The sequence below is a fragment of the Luteimonas sp. Soil_N_1 genome, assembly GCF_057656255.1.
In genome coordinates, this window is sequence record NZ_JBDGKS010000003.1 from 135,750 (window position 1) to 152,131 (window position 16,382).

15 protein-coding genes are annotated in these 16,382 nt (G+C 66.6%); 8 read left to right on the forward strand and 7 right to left on the reverse strand.

Going from position 1 to position 16,382, the window contains the following annotated elements; translation table 11 throughout:
- Positions 1-44: 44 nt before the first annotated feature.
- Both AC3A4E_RS16420 and AC3A4E_RS16425 read right to left on the reverse strand, forming a co-directional pair.
- Positions 45-1,523 carry a SulP family inorganic anion transporter gene (locus tag AC3A4E_RS16420; RefSeq protein ID WP_487632551.1) on the reverse strand — a complete coding sequence of 493 codons (1,479 nt, stop codon included), beginning with the start codon at positions 1,521-1,523 and terminating at the stop codon, positions 45-47.
- A gap of 177 nt (positions 1,524-1,700) precedes the next feature.
- Positions 1,701-2,156, reverse strand: a complete 456-nt coding sequence (locus AC3A4E_RS16425) for a nucleoside deaminase (protein ID WP_487632552.1) — start codon at positions 2,154-2,156, stop codon at positions 1,701-1,703.
- Between the two features lie 137 nt (positions 2,157-2,293).
- Between AC3A4E_RS16425 and AC3A4E_RS16430 the strand changes: the two genes are divergently transcribed.
- The 5 genes from AC3A4E_RS16430 to AC3A4E_RS16450 all read left to right on the forward strand — a co-directional run bounded on the left by AC3A4E_RS16430 (position 2,294) and on the right by AC3A4E_RS16450 (position 8,790).
- Positions 2,294-3,838 carry a TerC family protein gene (locus AC3A4E_RS16430; protein WP_487632553.1) on the forward strand — a complete coding sequence of 515 codons (1,545 nt, stop codon included), beginning with the start codon at positions 2,294-2,296 and terminating at the stop codon, positions 3,836-3,838.
- Between the two features lie 7 nt (positions 3,839-3,845).
- Positions 3,846-4,607: a bifunctional demethylmenaquinone methyltransferase/2-methoxy-6-polyprenyl-1,4-benzoquinol methylase UbiE gene (gene ubiE, locus AC3A4E_RS16435; protein ID WP_487632554.1), complete on the forward strand. Its 762-nt coding sequence runs from the start codon at positions 3,846-3,848 to the stop codon at positions 4,605-4,607.
- Between the two features lie 94 nt (positions 4,608-4,701).
- Positions 4,702-6,699, forward strand: coding sequence for a M1 family metallopeptidase (locus tag AC3A4E_RS16440; protein ID WP_487632555.1), 1,998 nt, complete (start codon positions 4,702-4,704; stop codon positions 6,697-6,699).
- A 206-nt stretch (positions 6,700-6,905) separates the two neighbouring features.
- On the forward strand, positions 6,906-7,637 hold the full coding sequence (locus tag AC3A4E_RS16445) for a hypothetical protein (protein WP_487632556.1): 732 nt from the start codon (positions 6,906-6,908) through the stop codon (positions 7,635-7,637).
- Positions 7,638-8,202: 565 nt separating this feature from the next.
- A complete protein-coding gene (locus AC3A4E_RS16450) occupies positions 8,203-8,790 on the forward strand; it encodes a DUF998 domain-containing protein (protein WP_487632557.1) in 588 nt (195 codons plus the stop codon).
- Position 8,791: 1 nt separating this feature from the next.
- On the opposite strand, the gene AC3A4E_RS16455 is transcribed toward AC3A4E_RS16450, so the two are convergent.
- Positions 8,792-9,211 (reverse strand): hypothetical protein, encoded by a 420-nt coding sequence (locus AC3A4E_RS16455; protein WP_487632558.1) that lies wholly within the window; start codon positions 9,209-9,211, stop codon positions 8,792-8,794.
- 127 nt (positions 9,212-9,338) lie between these two features.
- The gene (locus AC3A4E_RS16460) at positions 9,339-10,847 is read right to left on the reverse strand and encodes an MATE family efflux transporter (protein WP_487632559.1); all 1,509 of its coding nucleotides are present in this window, start codon (positions 10,845-10,847) and stop codon (positions 9,339-9,341) included.
- Between the two features lie 213 nt (positions 10,848-11,060).
- On the opposite strand from AC3A4E_RS16460, the gene AC3A4E_RS16465 reads away from it, so the two are divergent.
- Positions 11,061-12,545 (forward strand): peptidoglycan-binding protein, encoded by a 1,485-nt coding sequence (locus AC3A4E_RS16465; protein WP_487632560.1) that lies wholly within the window; start codon positions 11,061-11,063, stop codon positions 12,543-12,545.
- 123 nt (positions 12,546-12,668) lie between these two features.
- Here AC3A4E_RS16465 and AC3A4E_RS16470 read toward each other — a convergent pair whose 3' ends face one another.
- Both AC3A4E_RS16470 and AC3A4E_RS16475 read right to left on the reverse strand, forming a co-directional pair.
- Positions 12,669-13,052 carry a lysozyme inhibitor LprI family protein gene (locus AC3A4E_RS16470; protein ID WP_487632561.1) on the reverse strand — a complete coding sequence of 128 codons (384 nt, stop codon included), beginning with the start codon at positions 13,050-13,052 and terminating at the stop codon, positions 12,669-12,671.
- 299 nt (positions 13,053-13,351) lie between these two features.
- The gene (locus AC3A4E_RS16475) at positions 13,352-13,771 is read right to left on the reverse strand and encodes a hypothetical protein (RefSeq protein WP_487632562.1); all 420 of its coding nucleotides are present in this window, start codon (positions 13,769-13,771) and stop codon (positions 13,352-13,354) included.
- Positions 13,772-14,115: 344 nt separating this feature from the next.
- Between AC3A4E_RS16475 and AC3A4E_RS16480 the strand changes: the two genes are divergently transcribed.
- A complete protein-coding gene (locus tag AC3A4E_RS16480; RefSeq protein ID WP_487632563.1) occupies positions 14,116-14,877 on the forward strand; it encodes a hypothetical protein in 762 nt (253 codons plus the stop codon).
- Between the two features lie 219 nt (positions 14,878-15,096).
- Entirely contained in the window at positions 15,097-15,339 is a 243-nt protein-coding gene (locus tag AC3A4E_RS16485; RefSeq protein ID WP_487632564.1) for a hypothetical protein, read from the forward strand.
- Between the two features lie 66 nt (positions 15,340-15,405).
- On the opposite strand, the gene AC3A4E_RS16490 is transcribed toward AC3A4E_RS16485, so the two are convergent.
- The gene (locus AC3A4E_RS16490) at positions 15,406-15,909 is read right to left on the reverse strand and encodes a hypothetical protein (protein ID WP_487632565.1); all 504 of its coding nucleotides are present in this window, start codon (positions 15,907-15,909) and stop codon (positions 15,406-15,408) included.
- Between the last annotated feature and the right edge of the window lie 473 nt (positions 15,910-16,382).

Below are 16,382 nucleotides of genomic sequence, written 5' to 3' on the forward strand. Positions count from 1 at the left end.
CCATCGCCGGGCGGGCCCGGCGATGGTGGCGCATGGCATCGGGCTCAGTGCCCCGCAGTGGAACGCGCACCCGGCTTGTCGTGCACACCATGCCGCTCGACCAGCGTCGCGCTCGCAGCATTGAGGCCGAGCACCTCGACGTCGACGCCGCGTGCGCGCAGTTTCATCACCACGGTGTCGAGCGCACCGATTGCGCTGAGATCCCAGAAGTGCGCGTGTGTCAGATCGATCACGACGCGCGGCACGGATTCGAGCAGATCGAAGGCGTCGCCGAACGCATTGGCCGACGCGAAGAACACCTGGCCGCGCACGACGTAGCGGCGGGTGCCGTCGGCGTCGATCGAATCCTCGACATCCAGCAGCCGGCCGACGCGCCGGGCAAAGAACAGCGCCGACAGCAGCACGCCGGTCAGCACGCCCTTGGCGAGATCGTGCGTGGCCACGGTGACGACGACGGTGCTGAGCATTACCACGCTCGATCCGGGCGGATGCCGGCGCAGATCCAGCAGCGACTGCCAGCTGAAGGTGCCGATCGACACCATGATCATCACAGCGACCAGCGCGGCCATCGGAATCATCCCGACCCACGGCCCGGCGAACACCACCAGAGCCAGCAGCACGGTGCCGGCGACCATCGACGACAAGCGCCCGCGGCCACCGGATTTCACGTTGATCACCGACTGGCCGATCATCGCGCACCCCGCCATGCCGCCGAGAAAACCGGTGGCGATGTTCGCCGAGCCCTGGCCCACGCATTCGCGATGCTTGTCGCTGGGCGTGTCGGTCATGTCGTCGACGATGCGCGCGGTCAGTAGCGATTCGAGCAGGCCAACGACGGCGAGCGTGGCCGACACCGGCAACACGATGCGCAGCGTCTCCAGCGTCCACGGCACGTCGGGCAGCAGGAACACCGGCAGGCTGTCGGGCAGCGCGCCCATGTCGGACACGGTGCGCACGTCGATGCCCATCGCGGCGACAAGCACGGTCATCGCGACGATCGCCACCAGCGGCGACGGCACGGCGCGGGTGAGGCGCGGCAAGCCATAGATGATCGCCAGCGCCGCCGCGCACAGTGCGTAGACCGTCCACGGCATGCCGATCAGTTCCGGCAGCTGCGCGGCGAAGATCAGGATCGCCAGCGCATTGACGAAACCGGTGATCACCGAGCGCGAGACGAAGCGCATCAGCGATGCGAGTTTCAGCACGCCGGCGAGGATCTGGAACGCACCGGCGAGCAGGGTCGCGACCAGCAGATACTGCAGGCCGTGGTCGCGCACCAGCGTGACCATCACCAGCGCCATCGCGCCGGTGGCGGCGGAAATCATCGCGGGTCGGCCGCCGACGATCGCGGTGACCACCGCCATCGAGAACGAGGCGTAGAGACCGACGCGCGGATCGACGCCGGCGATGATCGAGAACGCGATCGCTTCGGGAATCAGTGCGAGTGCGACGACGAGTCCGGCGAGCACGTCGCCGCGGACGTTGCCGAACCATTGCTGGCGCAGCGGAATCTTGAGGTGCATGGGAAAGCCCTGACGAGGCCGGACGCGCAGCGGTGTCCGGCGGAATGACGGTGCATGGCATAGCGCGGCGTCGCCCGAGAGGGCGGCGCGGAAGCGGCGGCTATGGTGGCGTGGTCGTCATCGAATTCAGGGCAGGTGACGCGAAGGCGCGCAGTCTAGCGCAGGCTGCGGCGTCGCTCAGTCCTCGCCGATGTCCTCGTTCCAGACGTCCGGATGCGCGGCGATGAAACCGCCGAGCAGGTCCACACATTCCTGGCTCTGCATGTCGATCACGTCGACGCCGGCCTCGCGCAGCCAGTCGATGCCGCCCTGGAAGGTCTGCGACTCGCCGACGACGACGGTGCCGATGCCGAACTGGCGCACGAGGCCACTGCAGTACCAGCACGGCGCGAGCGTCGTGACCATGATCGTGTCGCGATAGGAGCGCTGACGGCCGGCCTTGCGGAACGCGTCGGTTTCGCCGTGGATCGACGGATCGCTTTCCTGGACGCGGCGGTTGTGGCCGCAGCCGAGCAGGCGGCCGTCCTGGTGATATAGCGCCGCGCCGATCGGAATGCCACCTTCCGCAAGGCCCTGACGGGCTTCGGAAATCGCGGTGTCGAGCAGGGCGCGGTAGTCGGGCGTGGCGATCATGCAGGCGGTCTTCGATACATCGGGCCCGCGAGTCTGCCTGCCGCATCCGTCGCGGTCGAGCGTGAGACGCCGCGGCAACTTCTTAACGATCGCGTGGCAGAATCCGTGGCCCCCAAGAGCGCGATGCAAGAACACCTATGGAATGGCTGTCCGACCCCACGATCTGGATGGGGCTGGCGACCCTGGTAGTCCTCGAGATCATTCTCGGCATCGACAACCTGGTGTTCATCGCGATTCTCGCCGACAAGCTGCCACCGGAGCAGCGCGACAAGGCCCGTGTGATCGGCCTGTCGCTGGCACTGCTGATGCGGCTGGTCTTGCTGGCGCTGGTGGCGTGGATCGCCGGCCTGATCACGCCCTTGTTCACGGTCTGGGGCAACGACTTTTCCGGGCGCGACCTGATCCTGCTGGTCGGCGGCGTGTTCCTGTTGTTCAAGGCGACGATGGAGCTGCACGAGCGGCTCGAAGGCCAGCAGAGCCAGACCAGTACCAAGCGCGTCTACGCCTCGTTCGGCGTCGTGCTGACCCAGATCGTCGTGCTCGATGCGGTGTTCTCGCTCGACTCGGTGATCACCGCGGTCGGCATGGTCGACCACCTTGGCGTGATGTACGCAGCGGTCACCATCGCGATGGCGGTGATGCTGCTCGCCAGCAAGCCGCTGACGAACTTCGTCAACAAGCATCCAACCGTCGTGGTGCTGTGTCTGGGCTTCCTGCTGATGATCGGTTTCAGCCTGGTCGCCGAAGGCCTGGGCTTCAAGATTCCGAAGGGCTATCTGTACGCGGCGATCGCGTTTTCGATCCTGGTGGAAGCCTTCAACCAGTGGTCGCGCTTCAACCGCGAACGCCACGCGCAGCAGCTGCCGTTCCGCCAGCGCACCGCCGATGCGGTGCTGCGTCTGCTCGGCACGCGCCCGACCGCGCATGTCGAAGATGGCGCGATCGAAGTGCCGCAGGGCGAGGGCGAGGAACGCCTCGAAGCCGCCGAGCACGACATGATCCGCAGCGTGCTGACCCTGGCCGAGCGCCCGGTGTCGAGCGTGATGACGGTGCGCAGCGACATCGAGTGGATCGACGCGACACGCGGCATCGAACACGCGACCGCGCGCCTGATCGAATCGCCGCATACGCGCCTGCTGGTCTGCGACGGCGAACTCGACCAGATGCTGGGCATCGTGCAAAGCGGCGATCTGCTGTCGAGCGTGCTGCAGGGCCGCGCGCTGAACGTCACCGACTTCGTGCGCGAACCGCTGGTCGTGCCCGAGGGCACCTCGACGCTGCGCGTGCTGGAGCAGATCCGCGCGCACCCAATTCCGCTGGCGGTGGTCGTCGACGAGTACGGCAGCCTCGAGGGCATGGTGACCGCGAACGATCTGCTGGCGACGATTGCCGGCGATCTGGTCGACACCCAGGACGCCGACTACGCCGCCAGCCGCGGCGACGACGGCATCTGGCTGGTCGACGGCTCGATGTCGCTGCAGGATCTGGAACAGACCACGGGCATCGTGCTGCCGCGCGAAGCGACCTACGTCACCCTGTCGGGCCTGGTGCTGCACCTGCTCGACCGCATGCCGGTCGAAGGCGATACCGTGACCGTGGGCGCCTGGCAGCTGCAGGTCGAATCGCTGGAACGGCGCCGCGTCGGCAAGCTGCGGATCGCGCCGGTCGCGGATGAGGGATAATCGGCCCATGAGCGACGAATCCAAAAAACCCGGCACCACCCATTTCGGTTTCCGCGACGTGCCCACCGGGGACAAGCAGAAGCTGGTCGGCGAGGTGTTCTCCTCGGTCGCGGGCAACTACGACCTGATGAACGACCTGATGAGCCTCGGCATCCACCGGGTGTGGAAGCGCTACTTCGCTGCGACCGCGCAGGTGCGCACCGGCGACCGTGTGCTCGATCTGGCCGGCGGCACCGGCGACATCGCCGCGTTGCTGAAATCCCGTGTCGGCGAATCCGGCGAACTCGTGCTCGGCGACATCAACGCCTCGATGCTGCGCGTCGGCCGTGACCGCATGACCGACCGCGGCAACGTGCGCGGCTTCGAGTACGTGCAGTGCAATGCCGAGACGCTGCCGTTCCCGGACGCCAGCTTCGATCTGGTGACGATCGCCTTCGGCCTGCGCAACGTCACCGACAAGGACGCCGCGCTGCGCGAGATGCTGCGCGTGCTGAAAGTCGGCGGCCAGGCGCGCGTGCTGGAGTTCTCGGAAGTGAAGGCCGACTGGTTCAAGCCGATCTACGACTTCCATTCCTTTCAGATCATGCCGCGGCTGGGCAAGCTGTTCGCGCGCGACAGCGACAGCTACCAGTACCTGTCGGAATCGATCCGCAAGCATCCGCCGCAGGACGCGCTCAAGGGCATGATGGAAGCGGCCGGCTTCGCGCGCTGCAAGTACCGCAATCTCAGCGGTGGCATCGTCGCGATCCACGACGGCTACAAGGCCTGAATACGCTGCTGCGCCGCGCATGCGGTGCAGCACACCGGAGTCAGGGCAGGGCGCACGGTAGAATCGCCGGCTTGTCCCCCGTGTGGATTGTCCGATGCGCCCACTCCGTTCCGCCGCCGGCCTGCTGGCACTGGCCGTCCTTGCGCTGACCGCCTGCAACCGTGATGCAACGCCTGCCGCCGAGCCGGCCGCGCCGCCTGCCCAGGCCGCCGTCGTCGATCGTGACGAGCATTCCTACGCCGAGCCCGCCAAGGTCGTCACCGAAGATCTGGCGCTCGACATCGCGCTGGACTTCGATGCGAAGACCATCGCCGGTGCCGCCACCTACACCCTGCAGTGGAAGGACCAGGCCGCGACGCAGCTGGTGCTCGACACGCGCGACCTGACCATCCAGAAGGTCGAAGGCGAAGCCGCCGGCCAGTGGCAGCCGCTGCAGTACGCGCTGGCCCAGCCCGACGCGACGCTGGGCAGCAAGCTCACCATCGAAACGCCCGAGCGCAACGCCAAGGTCCGTGTGACCTACGTGACCTCGCCGGACGCGTCGGGCCTGCAGTGGCTCACCCCGGAGATGACCGAAGGCAAGCAGTTGCCCTTCATGTTCAGCCAGTCGCAGCAGATCCACGCACGTTCGTGGGTGCCGCTGCAGGACACGCCGGCGATCCGCTATACCTACACCGCCCGTGTCACCGCGCGTCCCGACGTGATGGTGCTGATGAGCGCCGACAACGATCCGGCCGCCCAGCGCGATGGCGAGTACACGTTCTCGATGCCGCAGAAGATCCCGTCGTACCTGATGGCGATCGCCGCCGGCGATCTGGTGTTCAAGGAAATCTCGGGCCGCGCCGGCGTGTGGGCCGAGCCGGCGATGGTCGACCGTGCGGTGGCGGAGTTCGCCGACACCGAGAAGATGATCGAAGTCACCGAGCAGCTCTACGGCCCGTATCGCTGGGAGCGTTACGACCTGCTGATTCTGCCGCCGTCGTTCCCGTATGGCGGCATGGAGAATCCGCGCCTGTCGTTCATCACCCCGACCGTCATCGTCGGTGACAAGTCGCTGGTCTCGCTGATCGCGCACGAGCTCGCGCACAGCTGGTCGGGCAACCTGGTGACGTTCTCCAGCGCCAAGCACGGCTGGCTCAACGAAGGCTTCACCAGCTACGTCGAGAACCGCATCGTCGAATCGGTGTACGGCAAGGAAGTCAGCGACATGGAGTACGTGATCTCGCGCAATGCACTGCGCGAAGGGATCGCGGCCATGCCCGAAACGACCCAGGCACTGGCGATCAAGCCGGACGTCGAGCTTGATGCCGACGACGCGCTGAGCGCGGTGTCCTACGACAAGGGCGCGTGGTTCCTGCAGTTCCTCGAGCAGCGCTTCGGCCGCGAGAACTTCGACGCGTTCCTGCGCGGCTACTTCGACCACTTCGCGTTCCAGAGCATCACCACCGAACAGTTCCTCGCGTATGCGAAGGAACACCTGTTCGACAAGTTCCCCGACACCGTCACCGATGCCGAGATCCAGGAATGGGTCTATGGCCCGGGCATTCCGGGCTACGCGCCGCAGGTGATGTCGCGCAACTTCGGCATCGTCGATTCCGCGCGTCTGGCATGGCTGGGCAGCGCGCAGCTGCCGCCGCGCCAGATCACAGATGCATGGTCGACCCAGGAATGGCTGCACTTCCTCGAAAGCCTGACGCCGACCTTGACCATCGAGCAGCTGACCCAACTGGACGAGGCCTACAAGTTCACCGGCACCGAGAACGGCGAGATCGCGATGCGCTGGTATCCGCTGGCGGTGCGCAGCGGCTATACGCAGGCGAACGAGGCCCTGGCTGAGTTCACCGCGCGCGTGGGCCGCCGCAAGCTGATCATGCCGATCTACACCGCACTGGTGCAGACCGAGCCGGGTCTGGCGCTGGCGAAGCAGATCTTCGAGACCGCGCGTCCGGGCTATCACCCGATCACCACCGGCTCGGTGGAAAAGCTGATCGACGAGGCCAAGCCGGCACCGGCACCGGTGCCCGCTGAAGCACCTGCGGACGCGCCGGACGCCGCGCCTGCCGACACCACGACGCAGGCACCTGCCAACTGAGTCGATGCGGGTCGAGTCCTGCCTGCGCGGCCGCCCTCGTGGCGGCCGCGTGCGTTGAGGCGCGCACGGACACGACGCATGTCGATCCGGGCTGGACGCCGCTGTAGGCTGCGTATCTGCCGCTGGTACGAGCGCCGCGCACTGTCCGCGTCGCCTCGCCGATGCAGCCGACATGACACACGTCCGACCGAACGAGGAACGCCCGCATGACATCCCGCCACCTGCTCGCCACCGCCCTGCTCGCCGCGCTGCTGCCGTTGACCGCCTGCGAGGATCGACAAGCGCGTGCCGCCGCGCAGGCACAGGCGCAGGCCGCCGCTGCCGAGCAGCAGGCCGAAGCCGCAGAGCGCGATTTCGAGGCAGCCGTGGCGATCGAGAACTGGGCGCTCGCGAAGGCGCAGGCCGACGTGCTGCTGGCCCGCCACCCCGATACCGAAGCGGCGGAACGCGTGCGCGCGAAGTTCGACGACGTCGCGGCGAAGGGCGAGGCCGTGCGCGAAGACGCCCGCACGCAGGCGCTGTGGAGCTACAACGTCGCCCACGTCGAAGGTGGCGAGCAACTGTCGGCGACGATCTACGCCAAGGACAACATTGACGTCGACGGCACCGGCGCGAAGCAGGTGCGCCTGATCTTCCGCGACCATCCGTCCTGGGGCCGCAGCAGTTACCTCGTACTGCAGGCCGGCGATTTCGACTGCTACCCCAGCTGTCGCGTCAGCGTGCGCGTCGACGACGGCGAGCCGCGTCGCATGGCGGCCAACCGCCCGCAGACCGACGAGGCCATCGCGATGTTCATCGACGATGAGCGCGCGCTGTGGCGTCTGCTCGACGGTGCGAAGACGGTATCGATCGAGTTCCCGGTCAAGGCCGGTGGCACGCGGACGGCCGTGTTCGAAGTGGCGGGGCTGGATCGGACGAAGTTGCCGAAGTGGGGATGACGCGGGTATCGGCGTAATCGCAAGGCTCGCTGGGCATCAGCAGTTGAAGTTCGCACCGATCTGCCATTCCGTCATTCCAGCGAACGCTGGGCTTTCAACGGACGCAAGTCCGGTCATCCATTTTGATCTTGACTCGTGCTCCACGCTTCCAGCGCGAGCGCATTCTCCCCGCGCAAATGGATTCCAGCTTGAACAGCCATTCGGCTGCTAGAAGCCGCTGGGATGACGGAGCAGATCGCGACGATCGGCGCGATCTGACTGCCGTCATTCCGGCGAAGGCAGCATGTGCTTTTCAACAGCGCGTCGCGATGGTCATCCAGCGCCTTTGCCTGCCGCGAACGCGTCGGTCCGGCGAGCTGGGACCTTACATAAAACGAGAAGTCACTGGCTCCCGGCTTTCGCCGGGATGACGAGCGAGGTGGCGGCGGGTCGAGCCCCACTCCCCACATGCCCAATGGCACACGCCGCAGGCTCGAAGGAAACCTAGCCTCACCCCACGTCACTCCGGAAGGCCTGCATGCACCCGCCACCGTTGCCCGCACCGCATAGCGCTACCCGCATCCGCTTGACCCGCATCGCCATCCTCACGATCGTGCCCGCCTGGCTGCTTATGCTCTTCGGCAGCAGCGCCGGAAAACCGGGTTACTCGCACGTCTCGCAGTACATCAGCGAACTCAACGCCATCGGCACGCCTTACGCCTGGCAGATCGGGTTGTTCGGCTTCGTGCCATTCGGCCTGTTGCTGGCTATCGTGCTGATGCTCGCGGCGCCGCTGCTGCCGGTCCGCGGCGCCGCGCGCGTGGGCTACTGGATGCTGTTGCTCGAAGCGGTTGCCTACATCGGCTCGGCGTTCGCACCCTGCGATGCCGGTTGTCCTGTGGACGGCTCGCTGAGCCAGCAACTGCACAGCCTGATCGGCCTGCTGACCTATCTCGGAACATGCGTGGCGGTCGTGCTGCTGGCCTGCGGCACCGGACTGCGATTGCGCACGCGCGTGGTGCTGTTGGTGGCGGCGATTTTGTGGTTGCTGCTGTTCTTCGCGATGGTACTCCCGCCGTTCGAACCACTGCGCGGCCTCGTGCAACGCACAGGTGAAGCGATGCTCTACGGCACCCTGCTGACACTCGCGTGGCGCGGGCTGCTGCTCCGCTGACTCAACGGCAATTGCGCTCCGCGACTGCCATCCGCTGCTGCGCGGCATTGCGTTCGCGGCTTGCCGTGCGCTGCTGCGCATCGCGTTGCGCACGCAGACCACTGCGATCGGTGGGATCGGCCGCATCGCCGCCGCGTGCGGCACGCTGGGTGTCCGTCGCCGCGGCGCGACGTTGTGCGCTCGCGATGCGGGCATCACTGGTCGGCTGGATCGTACGCGTCGCCGCCTGGCGGCAACGGGCGAGCGCGGCGTCGCGTGCGGCGTCGGCGCCGACATGCGTGGGCATGCGCGGCGCGGGGTCCACCTGGCGCAACGTCGGGGCCGAACGCGGTGGCGGGTCGGCCGGATTGCGCAGTTGCTGCGCGAACACAGGCGCGGTCGCAGTCGCGATCAGCAGTATCGTCAGCAGGGTCATCCGCATGGCGTGTTCCGTGGGCGCGCAGGACACCGCGCTCGAACCCTCTAGATGCCGTCGCGGTGGGTGCAGGTCAATGCGAGGCGCGTCACGGGTTCAGCCGCTGTCCGGCTGGTAGCCCGATGCCATGCCGTCAGCGGGTGCGCCGACGCCTGTCCTGCGCCTCGTCCGTATCGTGCGGCTCCATGCTGGCGAGCGGCGCCGGCGGTTGCGCCGGCACTTCCGCCGGCACCGCGACCGGCTCGTGTGCTGCGTCATCGAGCATGCGCGCGCGGCGCCAGCCGCCCCAACGGTAATAGCCGATCGACAGCAGCATCGCGAGCAACGCACTGGCCGGAAAACTCCACCAGATCGCATCCACGCCGAGCGTCGGCTGCAGCAGCGTCGCGAACGGCACGCGCACGCCCCACAGCGTGACCGCGAGAATCACCAGCGGGGGCATGACGGCGCCGGTCGAGCGCACCACGCCGAACAGCACGAAGGTCACGCCGAAGAACAGGAACGACCAGATCGCGATGCGGTTGAGGTGACGTGCGGTCTCCAGCGCGACACTCGTATCGCCGAGGAACAGCGACAGCGCCGCGCGGTCCAGCAGCAGCAACAGGCCGATCAGCGCGCCGGTCATCAGCACGTTGAAGCCCACGCCGGTGGCGGCGATACGCGACACGCGGTCCCAGTGGCCGGCGCCGACGTTCTGCGCCGCCATCGTCGAACACGCCGCGCCGATCGCCATCGCCGGCATCTGCACGTAGGTCCACAACTGCATCGCGGCGCCGTAGCCGGCCGTGGTGTCCACGCCGTGCGCATTGACCATCGAGATCATCGCGATCATCGCCGCCGACAGCATCACCATCTGCAGGCCCATCGGCAGGCCCTTGGCCAGCAGCGCACGCACGATGGTCCAGTCGGGCCGGTACAGATGACGCTCGGTGCGATGGATCCACAACCGGTGCCGGCGATGGTGCAGCCAGGCGAGCAGGGCGGTCAGGCCGAGCGCGTTCGCGATCAGGCTGGCCAGCGCCGCGCCGGCCATGCCCATCTCAGGCAGCGGGCCGATGCCGAGCATCAGCAGCGGCACCAGCACGATGTCCAGCGCGACCACCAGCAGCAGGAACAGGAACGGCGTGCGTGCGTCGCCCGCTCCGCGCAGGATCGCCGACAGGAACGCGAACGCGTACAGGAACGGCACCGCGAGGAAGATCAATTTCAGATAGGCATCCGCATACGGCAGGGCGTCGGCCGGCGTGCCCATCCACAGCAGCACATGGCGCGACAGCGGCAGGCCGGCCAGCGCGACCAGTACCGAGGCGGTGAGAAAGAACGTCGCGCTGGTGCCGATCACCCGCTTGGCGCCGGGCAGATCGTCGCGGCCGATCGCCTGCGCCACCAGGATGGTCGCCGCCATGCCGACGCCGAAGACCGCGCCCAGCAGCAGGAACAGGATGTTGTTGGCATTGGCGATCGCCGCCAGCGCGCCTTCGCCCAGGAAGCGGCCGATCCAGACCGCATTCACCGAGCCGTTGAGCGATTGCATGACGTTGCCGCCGAGGATCGGCAGCGCGAACGCGAACAGCGTCGGCGCGATCGCACCGCGGGTCAGGTCGCGCGGGCGGGCGGGGGCATCGGGGCGGCGTCGCGGCATGCGCGTATTCAATCGGAAAGCGGGCGGGCCTGCACTCTGCAGCGTCGCGACGTACGGCGGCGTCGCTGTTGCCGGCACAGGAGCCCCGTCGGGCTCCCGGGACGATTCTGTGACGCATGCACGCTGGGGCACCCCCCATCTGTCGCGCGCGGGTGGGGTCCGGAAGACTGGTCAGCGTCCGGGGGGAATGCCCCGCAATCGCAGGAGCCCGCCGTGAGCTTCAACGCCGTCTCGCAGTCCGATTCCACACAGCGCCTTCCGCAGACGCTTCCGTCCCCGAACGAGACGCCGCAGAGCTACACCGCACAGCGCGGCGACACCCTGTCGCAGATCGCCAAGGCCCATGGCGTCAGCCTCGAAGGCCTGCTGTCGGCGAACCCGCAGGTGCTCAACCCCGATGTGATCTACCCCGACCAGTCGATCGTGCTGCCGGCCGGCACCCGCGCCATCGGCGGTGATGCGGGCCCGGTCAACGGCACCGCGCCTGCCACCGACACGCAGGGCGCCTACAGCGGCGGACCGCTCGACCGCACCCAGCTGGCCCAGCTGTTCCACGAGGCCGGCTTCCGCGGCGAGAACCTGGTGAGCATGGTCGCCATCTCGATGCGCGAATCCAGCGGTGACCCGGCCGCCTTCAACGGCAACCGTGGTACCGGCGACCAGTCCTACGGCCTGACCCAGATCAACATGCTCGGCGGTATGGGACCGGAGCGCCGCGAGGCGTTCGGTCTGGCATCGAACGACCAGCTGTTTGATCCGCAGACCAATGCGCGGGTCGCGTTCGAACTGTCGAATGGCGGCACCAACCTCTCACCATGGGGCGGCTACAAGGGGCTGCAGAACACCTACAACACCGATGTGCCCGCCGCGCGCGCTGCGGTCGCCGAAGCCGAATCGCGGGGCCTGCTGGGCACGCCCTTCAATGCCGCCGGCACCGACGGCACCGCGCCGGTGCAGCAGTCCACGCCGGCCAGCGCGACACCGCTGCTCGAACGCGATGATCGCGGCCCGGCGGTCAGCGATCTGCAGACCCGCCTGCAGGCGGCGGGCTTCAGCCCGGGCACGGCCGACGGCATCTTCGGTGCACGCACCGAAGGCGCGGTGCGCAGCTACCAGGCCAGCCGTGGCATCGAGGTCGATGGCGTGGTCGGCCCGAACACCTGGGCGCAGCTCAACGGTGCGCCTGCCGTCGAGAAGCCGCCGGCGACCGCACCGGTTGCACCGGGCGACGTGGCCCAGGTCAGCGACGGTCCGAGCAATGCCCGCATCGCCGGCCTGCATCCCGAACTGCGTGGCCAGGCGGCCGAATTCGTCAATCGCGTCGAGCAGGAACTGGGCATCACCCTGCGCGTGACCTCGGGCATGCGCACCTATGCCGAGCAGGACGCGCTGTACGCCCAGGGCCGCACCACACCCGGCGATGTCGTCACCAACGCGCGGGGCGGCTACAGCAACCACAATTTCGGCACCGCCTTCGACGTGGTCGAAGTGCGTCCGAACGGCAGCATCAACTGGAGTCCCGACTGGCAGGCCATCGGCCGTATCGGCACCGGCATGGGCTTGGAATGGGGCGGCAACTGGACGAGCATCGTCGACCGTCCGCACTTCCAGCTCGACAGTGGCCTGAGCACAGCCGACCTGCGTGGCCGCATCGCCAGCGGCAATGTCGACGCGGAAGGCTTCGTCAATCTGCGCTGAGGCCTGGACCCGTCAGCTGCAACGCAACAGGGCGCCGGAAGGCGCCCTGTCTGCTTGATGGTTCGGGTGCACGCGCCCGGCGTCCCGGAGAACCGCCAGCTGCGCGGACGGAGGCGCCAAGGGTCAACTCAGACGTTCGAGTTCGGACGCACGCTCGGCCGTCATCGTCAGGATGCACGACGCGGTATGGATCGCAGCCGGCGTGCCGCCATCCGGATACGCGTAAAAGCTGCAGTTCGCATCCCGGTACTGCATCCACAGCCGCTGCGCCACCACGAGCTCCGTGAGCCGGGCGCTGTAAAGCTGTCCACGCAGCGTGCGGTACGTCTCGTTGAGTCGTGCATCCTGCCGGGCGGTCTCGGCGGCGATGCACTGCAGGACATCCGCCGTGACGTCGCCCGAGCGCGCCATGCAGTCGTTGTAGTCAGCGCTGTAGACGTGATCACCCGCCGCAACGGGCAGGCTGGCGCAGCAGGACAGGAGTGCGACAAACGGCCATCGGGTCATGCGGTGCTCCGTGCGTGGGGTGTGCAGCCGGACGCTGCAGCAGGCGATTGAATCGGTTCCGGGTGCCGGCACGCGCCGCTTCGCGCATGCACCGCAGGCCGCCGACGCTGCGAACGTTACGCCACGGCAGCACGCAGTACAGCAGCCAGCGCGACACGCGCGCCGGGCGCATACGGGACCTTCGGCCCGTGTGCAGACTGTCTCCGCATAGCGGGGAAACACATGCAGACGGGCAGCTGGAACCGGCAGTCCCTGGATCCCGCTAGGGCGCGGTGGTTCGCGGCTGCGGTGCTGTCAGTTCACAAATTGACCGAACAGCTCCGATCGTCAGCCGGGTCCGTGCGGATCAGTTCGACAGTGCCGAGATCGTGGATGCGAGCCACCGCGAAATCGGCGTTCCAGCCCGCACGCTGCGACACAAGCCGCGGCTGGTAGCCCTCGCTGCAGATCCACAGGAACTGGCGGACCTGGGCCTCACCCATCACGGCTGTGATCCTGCGCCGGGAATCCGGCGCAAGCTGGACGCCGCCGTCGGCGTCGCTCCGCGCCAGAACGCGTGGCTGCCCTGCATCGAGGCGATCGTAGACGAAGGCCCCGGAAATCGCTGCTCTCGTGTCCGCATCCACAACGGACGCGCGAATGCCGTCGTGGATGACGACCTGGCGCGGCAGGCAGCCAGTGAGCATCAACAGGGCAATCAGGATGGCAATGGCGCGCATGCGCGGGATCTCCGGACACTTGTGTTGTATCGCGCCGGAACAGAAGCGACCGACATGGCGGGGAGGGGGGTGGCGACGTGCCCTGCAGTCCCCGTATGCGGAGAACGCTGGCACGCAGGGTTCGCAAGTCTGACATCCGTCCCGCGCGCGAAGCCAGATCGCATGCGCCGGGCGCGTCGATCACCGGCTGCAACTCGGCGCCGGTACAATGTTCGCCTCCTGTAAGCTTCGCGCCGCTGCGCGGCCATCGGCGCCGCGCGATCACGCAGGAACGCGGCATGTCGGCAATTCGATCCGGAGCGGTGCGCTCACAGGCCTGCCGTAGGCGCACTGCAGGCGCGGGCATGCTGGTGATGATGCTGTCGAGCTGCAGTTCGATCCTCGATTTTCCGCAGAACGTGCCGATGCGCAACGATGGCTTCGGCAGTCCGCAGCTCGGCCAGCAGGACCGCACGGTAGAGCGCGATGCCTATATGACGATGCCGGCGTTTGGCGAGATCATGTTGACGCTGCCGGCCGGCACGACGATGGGCCAGCAGCCTCACGGCAGTCCGCCGGTGTCGCTGTCGTACGACAAGAATCGCGCCGGGGGCTTGCGCAGGCGCTCGCTCGGCGTCCGCGGCGTGGCGCCGGATGCGGACGGCGTGCTGCACCTGCCGGTGCCGCATATCGCTGGTTACCACCCGACCTCGCTGCTGGTCTGGGTGCGGACAACCGGAGCGGATGGTCCGCGCGACATGCGTGTCGACTTTCCGCTCGCCGAGACCGCGGTCATCGACCCCGGGGACTCCGACCGCCATACCGCGTTCTGGCTCGATCAGGACGGACAGTGCATGCAACGCGGCCGCGTCCAGCCGATCGAATACGCGGACGACACAGCGGCGACGATCAATGGCGAGCGCCATCCGTTTCTCTTCGACACTGCATTGGATGGCCTGTGCGTCTTCCGGTTCCCGCAGCTGCGGTCGATCGTCGAGACGGTCACGCCCGGTGCGGTGCTGCGCTCGCCGGTGCGCATCCGCATTCCGCAGGTCTACCAGCAGCCGCAGTTCCGCAGCGTCTGGCAACCGGCCGCAGTCGCAGCGCCTGCGGCTACCGAACGCTAGTCGGGATCCAGGAAATTAAGTGAACCTGGCACCGTTATCTGCGGCGCGGGCAGCGGGAGCGTGTCCGCGATGCCGCTGAACGGACACGCGTATCCCATTGGAGCGTGCTTCACCGGAGGTCGGATCCCGGAATCACATCGATCGAAAAGTAGCCTACACAAGGCGCGGACAAACGCACTCGCCCGCATGGCCGACCCGGATTCCAGTAGCGTTGACACCTTGAGTCAGTCACCGAAGAATCGCGGCCTGCTCTCATGGAAGAACCTGATGCTCGTCCTGCAAATCACGTTGCTCATCGTCGTACTGGTCGCCCTCGTGATCGGGTATCGCAGGACCAACCGGAACGTGCTGTTGTTCGCTGCACTGACGCTTCTCGCGGCCGGTGCCGTCTCGGAGTTCGTGACCGGTTTCAACGATGGAAGGGCCGGTCGCGGCATGAGCCATGCTGCGTCGTCAGACTGATCGGTTCCGCTGCTTCGGCATCGAAATTATCTCTGACACCGAAGTTTTCCCTGACACTATTACTTATCACGCGCGCCTGCCGCCAACGTTGTAAGGCTTAAGCAAGAGCTTGCCATCCGCTACGTCTTGAGCGAATTGCTCTGCAATCTGCTCCGCTCTGGCCTCTAATTGAGCAGCCATCGCCGCTAAATACTTAACATGCCCCTCTAGCTTCTTCAGCTCTTCACGAACGTTAGATACGGGCATGATTCCGTACTGCATGTTCGCCTCATCGTTCTCCTCAAACTTCACTGCGTCTATCGGAATCTTTTGATTTCCCAGGCTCGCCGTGAAAAAAACCAAGGCGTCATGGCCAAGAACCCGCCGGCCAGCCCAGTGCGCGAACATATTGCGGAGGTGGCGATGCTGCACGAGTATCTCTGCAGCCTTGCGGATCCCCTCCGCCAAATCTAGATTCCAAATGCAGGTCTCAGCGCAGGCCATCAGGTGATCCAGCGCGTCTTTGTCATTAAGCTTCAGCGCGAACTCGGTCGGAGCACCCTTCCTAATGTGAGTGAGGTGGTTGATCACTCTCCGCGACTCAAGGTCGGCGAAGCAGTAGGTCTGAACAAATCTCCCGATCAACTCGTATTCTTGAGCTGAGAGTGGGTGAGAGTCATTTATGACATGACCTAGAGACATTCTCGCTTTGAGAAAATCGTCCGCCCTAAGGTCAGCCCGGGTCAGCGCCATTGTGTCAGATCTCATTTCAAACTCGCCGTGACGGTTCCCAGCGCCTAGCGCCTGAGTTAAGCCGAGCCGCGAAGCGGCTTCGGCTTGAACGAACTGTTAGGGCCCGAACTGCGGCTTACGGACCCAGACGCCTGATGCCAGTAATTGTGGCATTGCTTAGGCGGCCGACACACAGCTCCTTTTCAGGCAGCGATAGGTCGCCCGCGATCTGTACTACGTAGGTGCCCTCCTGATCCAAGGCGCCAGGTGCTTCTCGGGGCCCTGCGGCGTAGGAGCTGACCTGAATGCACCCGACAGTGTCGTTGGCCTCG

What these genes read in the sequence shown, in the direction of transcription:
- AC3A4E_RS16420 (WP_487632551.1), bottom strand. Translation starts at nt 1,523, where the DNA reads ATGCACCTCAAGATTCCGCTGCGCCAGCAATGGTTCGGCAACGTCCGC.
- AC3A4E_RS16425 (WP_487632552.1), bottom strand. Translation starts at nt 2,156, where the DNA reads ATGATCGCCACGCCCGACTACCGCGCCCTGCTCGACACCGCGATTTCC.
- AC3A4E_RS16430 (WP_487632553.1), top strand. Translation starts at nt 2,294, where the DNA reads ATGGAATGGCTGTCCGACCCCACGATCTGGATGGGGCTGGCGACCCTG.
- ubiE (WP_487632554.1), top strand. Translation starts at nt 3,846, where the DNA reads ATGAGCGACGAATCCAAAAAACCCGGCACCACCCATTTCGGTTTCCGC.
- AC3A4E_RS16440 (WP_487632555.1), top strand. Translation starts at nt 4,702, where the DNA reads ATGCGCCCACTCCGTTCCGCCGCCGGCCTGCTGGCACTGGCCGTCCTT.
- AC3A4E_RS16445 (WP_487632556.1), top strand. Translation starts at nt 6,906, where the DNA reads ATGACATCCCGCCACCTGCTCGCCACCGCCCTGCTCGCCGCGCTGCTG.
- AC3A4E_RS16455 (WP_487632558.1), bottom strand. Translation starts at nt 9,211, where the DNA reads ATGCGGATGACCCTGCTGACGATACTGCTGATCGCGACTGCGACCGCG.
- AC3A4E_RS16460 (WP_487632559.1), bottom strand. Translation starts at nt 10,847, where the DNA reads ATGCCGCGACGCCGCCCCGATGCCCCCGCCCGCCCGCGCGACCTGACC.
- AC3A4E_RS16470 (WP_487632561.1), bottom strand. Translation starts at nt 13,052, where the DNA reads ATGACCCGATGGCCGTTTGTCGCACTCCTGTCCTGCTGCGCCAGCCTG.
- AC3A4E_RS16475 (WP_487632562.1), bottom strand. Translation starts at nt 13,771, where the DNA reads ATGCGCGCCATTGCCATCCTGATTGCCCTGTTGATGCTCACTGGCTGC.
- AC3A4E_RS16480 (WP_487632563.1), top strand. Translation starts at nt 14,116, where the DNA reads ATGCTGGTGATGATGCTGTCGAGCTGCAGTTCGATCCTCGATTTTCCG.